This is a genomic window from Pseudomonas sp. R62 (genome assembly GCF_000257605.1).
GTDB lineage: Bacteria > Pseudomonadota > Gammaproteobacteria > Pseudomonadales > Pseudomonadaceae > Aquipseudomonas > Aquipseudomonas atacamensis.
In genome coordinates this window covers 2,390,355-2,399,117 of sequence record NZ_JH635998.1, presented here as the reverse complement: position 1 = coordinate 2,399,117, position 8,763 = coordinate 2,390,355, and the positions used below count along the sequence as shown (strand labels likewise).

The window sequence follows — 8,763 nt, the reverse complement described above, 5'->3', positions numbered from 1 at the left end:
CTTATAACTCGAAAAAATAGCAACTCACTGTTTGCTGAGTACGTTCAAGAAAACACCGTAACAATAGGCGCCATCTGTGAGCTTTTGCTTAATGCAAAGCCATACACCAACAGGATCAAGATCGATATAAAAAATATCGAGCGCCTCGCTTTTCGCTCAAGTCTCAAAGCCACAACATTCGAATCAATGTCAGGCACATGTTATCCGGTAGCGATAGTGGTTTTATTATTGCTATCGGCCCATCTGCTAAGCGTTGGCGAAACGAATATAGGCTCAATTTTTGCCTCAGCCATCTATCTTGAACGCGTTCTGAGCCCCACGATGTCACTGATATCTATCTACTACTCGAGCAGAGAGGCATCTTATAGACGTAGTCGAATTCGTAGCTACGAACTGCAGCACGAGGGGCATTGAACTATGTTTATATGCTTGCGAAATAACCTGACCGTTTTTCTGCTTTCGGTTATTTGCCTTACCGTAGCAAGTATATGTCAATTGTTAATACCATCAGTCATCGCAAAGAGCCTGTCGGCTCTTACTACTGGCTCCATTAACGCTGAATTTTATTTCACTCTTATCGCTGTTTTTCTAACCAAGCTATCAAGCCAAGCTCTGGGCAATTCCTTGGCAACGCTCATAGAAGTAAGATCCCGCTTTTTACTTATCAACTTCATTGTGCATGATAAACGCCCCTCTCCATTATGTTCTCGGGTGACATTGATAAAAGAAGACGCGGAAAAAATTGCTTCCGTCATTCATGACACAATCCAACTCATGGGCTCTTGCATTTTGACGGTTTCCGCAGCCTATATTCTGCTCCGGGAAAACATCTATTTCTTCCTGCCCATCGCTTTAATTATTGTGTTGACGTGTGTGCAATTAAGATTTGCCAAGCCTGTAATCCAGCGGTTATATGCAGCAGAAATGTCGAAGGAAGATTTGTACAAAGAGTCGCTTATCAGCGCCTTCAACGTTTCCAGCGATGGCAAGCAAAGTAAAATGCAACTCATCAGAAGCTATGGATATTTGAAGGACACGGTAAGAGCACGCTACAAGTATCTGAAAGCAAGCGCCATACAATCCTTCTGGCCGGAAATGGCTATATCGGCGGGGACGGTATCGGTTATTTTCTTCAGCGCCGCTGCCACGCCGGAATTATTTGGCGAGCGTCTTATTGCCTGTCTCGGTTATATCGGAATTTTTACCATGGCCAGCACGGGTTCGATAAGACTCGGCATCACGATGATTGGCGTGAAGGTATCCGTCGATAGAATCTTCAGAGGGCATCGATATGAATGATCTGTTTATCCAGCAAATACGCCTGAAGCCAGACGTGACGGTGGGTGACCGGCTGCAAAACCTCTTCCCCCTTGAACTGCGCAACTCGATAACGGTTTTTATTGGCGAAAATGGTGCTGGGAAATCCACATTACTTGAAGCTATTGCCATCAAGGCAGGCTGCAATCCAGAGGGCGGTGGGAAAAATTTCAATTTCTCGACTGAGAAAACTCATTCAAAACTGTACGAAAGCCTGACGCTCTCAAAAGGCTACCGAAGGGAGAAGGACGTTTTTTTCTACAGGGCAGAAACCTTCTACAACTTGAATACTGCAATTCGCAAGCTTGATGCAGAGGCGAGCTTTGATCCCGAAATAAAGAGCTACTACGGCGGCGTGGATATGCATTGCCTGTCGCACGGTGAAGCCATGGAGGCGTTGTTTCAACATCGATTCAAAGCCCAAGGTCTGTATGTGCTCGACGAGCCGGAAGCATCGTTATCCCCGTTGAGGCAATTGGTTTTTATCAACCGGATAATGGAGCTGTCGCGCGGCGGCGCGCAGTTCATCATCGCTACTCACTCTCCCCTCATCATGTCGATCCCGGGATGTGATCTCAGGCAGATATCGGGAGGGCGCTGCGAGCAAATAGCGCCTGAAGATACCGATGCTTACGCCGTGTACAAAGCGGTGCTCAATTCTGCCGGCGCCTACATCACGAAAAACATGCAGTGAGATTGCAGGCACAAAAAAACCGTCCGAAGACGGTTTTTTTCAAAGACGCCGCTGATTACAGACCGGACATCTCTTTGATCGCACCCTTGAGCTCTTCATCGGTGCAATCGGCGCAGGTGCCTTTTGGCGGCATGGCGTTGATGCCGGTGATGGCCTTGGCGAGGATGCCGTCCAGACCACCCTGATGATCGGCGCGCTCCTTCCAGGCTGCCTTGTCGCCGATCTTCGGCGCGCCGAGCAGGCCCGTGCCGTGACAAGCGTTGCAGTGCTTGGCGATCACGTCTTTAGGGGCCTTTGCTCCGCCGCCACCGCCAGCGGTAGCAGCCACTTCCATACCCTTGCATTCCTGCCCTTGAACACACACCTGGCCGACGGGCTCAAGGCGTTTGGCGATGTCGTCATTTGTCGCAGCTTGAGCGCTGACAGCCCAGAGGGCCAGTACGGTTGCTGGTGCAGCCAGCATTTTCATAATTAGGTTCACGCGTTCACCCTCAATGGTGGCTATTCACGCCTGCGGCCACGGTTCGCAGGCGGGCGCAAGTATAGCGGGTAGGCCGCTGTACTGAAACAACCCCATGGTTAGAGGGGTCTTGTTGCCCATCGGTAAATCGGTTCGGGGGCCTTTGCCATATCGGCCTGGCGCCTTCTGCTTAAAAATTCGCCGGCGTGGCTGCGCTGATTAGTCGCGCCGGCACGTCGAACGGGTTACGGAAACGATGCGGCTTGGTACTTTCAAAATAGTAGCTGTCGCCGGCTTCGAGGATAAAAGTTTCCAGCCCCACCACCAGCTCCAGGCGACCTTCAACCAGAATCCCGGTTTCCTCGCCTTCGTGGGTGAGCATTTCTTCGCCGGTGTCGGCGCCCGGCGGGTAGATTTCGTTGAGGAAGGCGATGGCGCGGCTCGGGTGGGCGCGGCCGACCAGTTTCATGGTCACGGCGCCGTCGGAGATGTCGATCAGCTCATTGGCCTTGTAGACGATCTGGGTCGGTTGGTCCTGCAGGATCTCTTCGGAAAAGAACTCGACCATCGACATGGGAATGCCGCCGAGCACCTTTCTCAGCGAACTGATCGAAGGGCTGACGCTGTTCTTTTCGATCATCGAAATGGTGCTGTTGGTGACGCCCGCGCGTTTGGCGAGTTCACGCTGGGAAAGCCCTTTGAGCTTGCGGATCGATTGCAGTCGTTCACCGACGTCCAAGGCGGGAGCCTCCTGATGTTGTAAGAATATTGAGCGTTATCATGGCGACAGCGTTCAGTATTTACAACAGCTGGCCCCCGCAGCGGCGTCAACCCTCGGAATAGAGCCTTGGCACCCGTTTCAGGTTGCAGAAGATCTGATACGGGATGGTATCGGCCCACTTTGCCACGTCGCTGGCGAGGATGTTTTTACCCCACAGCTCGACAGTTGAACCAAGCCCCGCTTCCGCTACGTCGGTCAGATCGATGCAGAGCATGTCCATCGACACGCGCCCCAGCAGGCGGCTGGGTTTGCCCGCCACCAGCACGGGTGTGCCGGTCGGTGCCTGGCGCGGGTAACCGTCGGCGTAACCCATGGCGACCACGCCGATGCGCATCGGCTTGTCGGTGATGAATCTGGCGCCATAGCCGATTGGCTCGCCGGCCGGCAATTCACGCACACTGATGACTTTCGATTCGAGGGTCATCACCGGTTGCAGGCGTTCAGCGACGGCGTTGGCTTCTTCGAACGGGGTCGCGCCGTAGAGCATGATGCCCGGGCGTACCCAATCGCTTTGGATTTCTGGCCATCCGAGCACCGCTGGCGAGTTGCGCAGGCTGACTTCCGCCGCCAGACCCTGACGCGCCGCTTCGAACACCGCGACCTGCTCGGCACTGCTTTGCGCATGCAGTTCATCGGCGCGGGCGAAGTGGCTCATCAACACGATTTTTGCCACTTTGCCGCTGGCCAGCAGACGCTGATAGGCCGCTGGATAATCTTTCGGATGCAGGCCGACGCGGTGCATGCCGGAATCGAGCTTGAGCCATACCGTGATCGGTTTGCTCAGGACTGCCTGCTCGATCGCTTCGAGCTGCCACAGCGAATGCACCACGCACCAGAAATCATGCTCGACGATCAACGCCAGCTCATCGGCTTCGAAGAAGCCTTCCAGCAGCAATACCGGCGCGCGAATCCCGGCGGAACGCAGCTCCAGTGCTTCTTCAATGCAGGCCACCGCAAACCCGTCAGCCTCGGCTTCCAGCGCCTGGGCGCAACGTATCGCGCCATGGCCATAGGCGTCCGCCTTGATCACCGCGAGCGCCTTGGCGCCGGTGACTTCACGGGCAATTCGGTAGTTGTGACGCAGGGCTTGAAGGTCGATCAGGGCACGGGCAGGACGCATGGCGGCAGACTTCTGGGCGGTCATGGGAAGAAAAACCGGCGCTGACTGACGACGCGAACCGCCAGCAGCACCGGGAGAGGGATCTGTTAAACGTTATGGCAGCGCGGCGACGATGGAGATCTCCACCAGAATGCTCGGCTTGGCCATCTTCGCTTCGACGGTGGCGCGGGCCGGCGCAGCGCCTTTTGGCAGCCACTGGTCCCACACCGCGTTCATCCCGGCGAAGTGCGCTTCGATGTCGTTCAAATAGATCGTTGCCGACAACAGATGCTGTTTGTCCGTCCCGGCCAGATCGAGCAGACGTTCGATATTGGCGAGCACGTCGCGGGTCTGCTGTTCAATTCCGGCGTCGAAGTCGTCGCCGACCTGCCCGGCCAGATACACGGTGCCGTTGTGGCTGACGATCTGACTCATGCGCTCATTGGTGAGCTGGCGCTGGATTGACATGTTTTGCGGACTCCTGGGTCTGGTTGCCGTAACGGGAAATATCGAGGCCTTCAGCGCTGATCTGCGGCTTTTTCTTCGCCATCAGGTCGGCGAGCAAACGGCCGGAACCACAGGCCATGGTCCAGCCGAGCGTACCGTGACCGGTGTTGAGGAACAGATTCTTGAACGGCGTGGCGCCAACGATCGGCGTACCGTCCGGCGTGGTCGGGCGCAGGCCGGTCCAGAAACTCGCTTCGGCCAGATTGCCGCCCTGAGGATAAAGGTCGTTGACGATCATCTCCAGGGTTTCGCGCCGACGCGGGTTCAGCGACAGGTCAAAACCGGCGATCTCGGCCATGCCGCCGACGCGGATGCGGTTGTCGAAACGGGTGATCGCGACCTTGTAGGTCTCGTCGAGAATGGTCGACGTCGGCGCCATGTCCGGGTTGGTGATCGGCACGGTCAGCGAGTAGCCCTTGAGTGGATACACCGGGGCCTTGATGCCCAGCGGCTTGAGCACCTGCGGCGAGTAGCTGCCGAGCGCCAGCACGTAGCGATCAGCGGTTTCCAGCTTGCCGTCGATCCACACGCCGTTGATGCGATCACCGGCGTAGTCGAGCTTCTGGATGTCCTGGCCGAAACGGAATTCCACACCAAGCTTGCGCGCCATTTCGGCGAGACGGGTGGTGAAGATCTGGCAGTCGCCGGTCTGGTCATTGGGCAGACGCAGCGCGCCAGCGAGAATGTCAGTCACGCCTGCCAGCGCCGGCTCGACGCGGGCAATACCGGCGCGGTCGAGGACTTCAAACGGCACGCCGGATTCTTTCAGTACGGCGATGTCTTTGGCGGCGTTATCCAGCTGCGCCTGAGTGCGGAACAACTGCGTGGTGCCGAGACTGCGGCCTTCGTAGGCGATACCGGTTTCGGCGCGCAATTCATCGAGGCAGTCGCGGCTGTACTCGGACAGCCGCACCATGCGCTCCTTGTTCACCGCGTAACGGCTGGCGGTGCAGTTGCGCAGCATTTGCGCCATCCACAGGTATTGGTCGATATCGGCGGTGGCCTTGATCGCCAACGGCGCATGGCGTTGCAGCAGCCATTTGATCGCTTTGAGCGGCACGCCCGGCGCGGCCCACGGCGAGGCGTAACCCGGCGAGACCTGGCCGGCGTTGGCGAAACTGGTCTCCATGGCCGCAGCAGGCTGCCGGTCGACCACCACCACTTCAAACCCGGCACGGGCCAGATAGTAAGCACTGGCGGTACCGATGACGCCGCTACCCAAGACCATGACGCGCATTTTCAATCCCTCATCGCGGCTTTTCGCCGAACTGTTTGTTAGAGCAATGATGGGCGCAGTGTAAAAAAGAAATGCCAGTGCTTTTCACTATATAAGCGCCTATATTTGGCGACAATTCTCGGCAAAAACCCTTTTCACGGAGGCGCATCCCCTATGCGTACCAACACTCAGACCAAACGTGAGCTGGACAAGATCGACCGCAACATCTTGCGCATCCTGCAAGCGGACGGGCGGATTTCCTTCACCGAACTGGGGGAAAAGGTCGGCCTCTCGACCACGCCGTGCACCGAGCGCGTGCGGCGTCTGGAGCGCGAAGGGATCATCATGGGCTACAACGCCCGGCTCAATCCGCAGCATTTGAAGGGTAGCCTGCTGGTGTTCGTCGAGATCAGCCTCGACTACAAATCCGGTGACACATTCGAAGAATTCAGACGCGCGGTGCTGAAGCTGCCGCATGTGCTGGAGTGCCATTTGGTGTCAGGGGATTTCGACTATCTGGTGAAGGCGCGGATTTCCGAGATGGCGTCGTATCGCAAACTGCTCGGCGACATTCTGTTGAAACTGCCGCATGTGCGTGAATCGAAGAGCTATATCGTCATGGAAGAGGTGAAAGAGAGCCTGTGCCTGCCGATTCCGGACTGATCACCGCAATGATCGTTCCCACGCTCTGCGTGGGAATGCAGCCCGGGACGCTCTGCGTCCCAAAGGCCGAACGCGGAGCGTCCGAAGAGGCATTCCCACGCAGAGCGTGGGAACGATCGCTTACACTAACACCTGCCGATTCGCCGCCATGTACTCGAAAATCTGCTTCTCCACCCGTGGATGAATCAACTCCACCGGCCGCCGCTCGTTCGGGCATGGCAGCGTCTTGGTCGTACCAAACAAGCGGCAGATCAGCGGTCGCTCTTCATACACCGTGCAGCCATTCGGCCCCAGGTGCACACAGTTGAGTTTTTCCAGCGCGGCATCCTGCTCGGCGCGGGTCTTGCGCGGCAGCCGGGCCATTTCCTCGGGCGAAGTGGTCACCGGCCCGCAGCAGTCGTGGCAGCCCGGCACGCAGTCGAACGTGGGGATCTGCTGACGCAGGTTGCGGATTTTCTGGCTGTTGCAGCTCATCGAAACGTTGACCAAAGTGGCGGGCTGATGATTGTGCCGCAAAAGCCCGGATCCAGACACCGCAGGCCGACCGATGTTGCCCACGTTCGGGCGTGCGGCTTATGCTCCGTCAAGTTTTCTCGACACTCAGCCGTTGGATGATGCCCATGACCGCCCGCGCCCAGACCACCGCGAGCCAACCCCACGTTGCCTCTTATTACGCCGCCAGCAGCCTGCCGCAGCCTGACCATCCCGTGCTGCAAGGCGAGGTGGTGGCGGATGTCTGCGTGGTCGGCGGCGGCTTTTCCGGGCTGAACACGGCGCTGGAACTCGCCGAACGCGGTTTCAGCGTGGTGTTGCTGGAAGCGCACCGGATCGGCTGGGGCGCCAGCGGTCGCAACGGCGGGCAGTTGATTCGCGGTGTCGGTCACGGCCTTGATCAGTTCGCCAATGTCATCGGTGCCGAAGGCGTGCGCGAGATGAAACTCATGGGCCTGGAAGCGGTGGAGATTGTCCGCCGGCGCGTCGAGCGTTTCGCCATTGCCTGCGACCTGACCTGGGGTTACTGCGACCTCGCCAACAAGCCTTCCGATCTCGACGGTTTTGCCGAAGATGCCGAAGAGTTGCGCGGCCTCGGTTACCGCTACGAAACCCGTCTGTTGCAGGCCAGTGAAATGCACACCGTGGTCGGTTCCAAGCGCTATGTCGGCGGCTTGATCGACATGGGCTCCGGACATCTGCATCCGCTGAATCTGGCACTGGGCGAAGCGGCAGCGGCGCAGCAACTGGGCGTGCAGCTGTTCGAGCGTTCGGCAGTGACGCGCATCGATTACGGCCCCGAAGTGAAGGTGCACACCGCGCAAGGCTCGGTGCGGGCGAAGACCCTGGTGCTGGGCTGCAATGCCTATCTCAATGACTTGAACCCGCAACTGAGCGGTAAGGTCCTGCCCGCCGGCAGTTACATCATCGCCACCGAACCGCTGAGCGCAGAGCAGGCGCACAACGTGCTGCCGCAGAACATGGCGGTCTGCGACCAGCGGGTGGCGCTCGATTACTACCGGCTCTCGGCGGATCGACGTTTGTTGTTTGGCGGCGCCTGTCATTACTCGGGACGCGATCCGAAAGACATCGGCGCCTATATGCAGCCGAAGATGCTTGAAGTGTTCCCGCAACTGGCCGGGGTGAAAATCGATTATCAGTGGGGCGGAATGATCGGCATCGGTGCCAACCGCCTGCCGCAGATTGGCCGGCTCGCCGAGCAGCCGAACGTGTATTACGCCCAGGCGTATTCGGGCCACGGAGTGAATGCCACCCACCTGGCCGGCAAGCTGTTGGCCGAGGCGATCAGCGGGCAGCATGGCGGCGGCTTTGATCTGTTCGCCCAGGTGCCGCACATCACCTTCCCCGGCGGCAAGCACTTGCGCTCGCCGTTGTTGGCGTTGGGGATGTTGTGGCATCGGCTGAAAGAGTTGGTCTGACGAATCAGGATCGTTCCCACGCTCCGCGTGGGAATGCATCCAGTGACGCTCTGCGTCACAGCGGACGCAGAGCGTCCGGGGCGGCGTTCCCACGC

11 protein-coding genes are annotated in these 8,763 nt (G+C 57.9%); 5 read left to right on the top strand and 6 right to left on the bottom strand.

The window, feature by feature from the left end:
* From OQK_RS31200 to OQK_RS11790, 3 genes are all read left to right on the top strand, one after another.
* A partial coding sequence (locus OQK_RS31200) for a hypothetical protein (protein ID WP_238537169.1) occupies positions 1 to 414 on the top strand: 414 nt, incomplete at its 5' end.
* Positions 415 to 429: 15 nt separating this feature from the next.
* Positions 430 to 1,299, top strand: coding sequence for a hypothetical protein (locus OQK_RS11795; protein ID WP_157221878.1), 870 nt, complete (start codon positions 430 to 432; stop codon positions 1,297 to 1,299).
* Positions 1,292 to 2,011 carry an AAA family ATPase gene (locus tag OQK_RS11790; protein WP_016772568.1) on the top strand — a complete coding sequence of 240 codons (720 nt, stop codon included), beginning with the start codon at positions 1,292 to 1,294 and terminating at the stop codon, positions 2,009 to 2,011. The genes OQK_RS11795 and OQK_RS11790 overlap by 8 nt, the downstream gene beginning before the upstream one ends.
* 55 nt (positions 2,012 to 2,066) lie before the next feature.
* Here OQK_RS11790 and OQK_RS11785 read toward each other — a convergent pair whose 3' ends face one another.
* The 5 genes from OQK_RS11785 to dadA all read right to left on the bottom strand — a co-directional run bounded on the left by OQK_RS11785 (position 2,067) and on the right by dadA (position 6,095).
* A complete protein-coding gene (locus OQK_RS11785; protein ID WP_016772567.1) occupies positions 2,067 to 2,480 on the bottom strand; it encodes a c-type cytochrome in 414 nt (137 codons plus the stop codon).
* 181 nt (positions 2,481 to 2,661) lie between these two features.
* On the bottom strand, positions 2,662 to 3,210 hold the full coding sequence (locus OQK_RS11780) for a cupin domain-containing protein (protein ID WP_016772566.1): 549 nt from the start codon (positions 3,208 to 3,210) through the stop codon (positions 2,662 to 2,664).
* Positions 3,211 to 3,298: 88 nt separating this feature from the next.
* Positions 3,299 to 4,372 carry an alanine racemase gene (alr, locus tag OQK_RS11775; RefSeq protein ID WP_016772565.1) on the bottom strand — a complete coding sequence of 358 codons (1,074 nt, stop codon included), beginning with the start codon at positions 4,370 to 4,372 and terminating at the stop codon, positions 3,299 to 3,301.
* 93 nt (positions 4,373 to 4,465) lie between these two features.
* Positions 4,466 to 4,819 (bottom strand): RidA family protein, encoded by a 354-nt coding sequence (locus tag OQK_RS11770; RefSeq protein ID WP_016772564.1) that lies wholly within the window; start codon positions 4,817 to 4,819, stop codon positions 4,466 to 4,468.
* Positions 4,791 to 6,095, bottom strand: a complete 1,305-nt coding sequence (gene dadA, locus OQK_RS11765; protein WP_016772563.1) for a D-amino acid dehydrogenase — start codon at positions 6,093 to 6,095, stop codon at positions 4,791 to 4,793. The genes OQK_RS11770 and dadA overlap by 29 nt, the downstream gene beginning before the upstream one ends.
* A 153-nt stretch (positions 6,096 to 6,248) precedes the next feature.
* On the opposite strand from dadA, the gene OQK_RS11760 reads away from it, so the two are divergent.
* Positions 6,249 to 6,737 carry an Lrp/AsnC ligand binding domain-containing protein gene (locus OQK_RS11760; protein WP_010465173.1) on the top strand — a complete coding sequence of 163 codons (489 nt, stop codon included), beginning with the start codon at positions 6,249 to 6,251 and terminating at the stop codon, positions 6,735 to 6,737.
* 120 nt (positions 6,738 to 6,857) lie between these two features.
* Here OQK_RS11760 and OQK_RS11755 read toward each other — a convergent pair whose 3' ends face one another.
* The gene (locus tag OQK_RS11755; protein WP_038861187.1) at positions 6,858 to 7,211 is read right to left on the bottom strand and encodes a YkgJ family cysteine cluster protein; all 354 of its coding nucleotides are present in this window, start codon (positions 7,209 to 7,211) and stop codon (positions 6,858 to 6,860) included.
* 146 nt (positions 7,212 to 7,357) lie between these two features.
* Between OQK_RS11755 and OQK_RS11750 the strand changes: the two genes are divergently transcribed.
* Positions 7,358 to 8,668: an NAD(P)/FAD-dependent oxidoreductase gene (locus OQK_RS11750; RefSeq protein ID WP_016772561.1), complete on the top strand. Its 1,311-nt coding sequence runs from the start codon at positions 7,358 to 7,360 to the stop codon at positions 8,666 to 8,668.
* Positions 8,669 to 8,763: the final 95 nt, after the last annotated feature.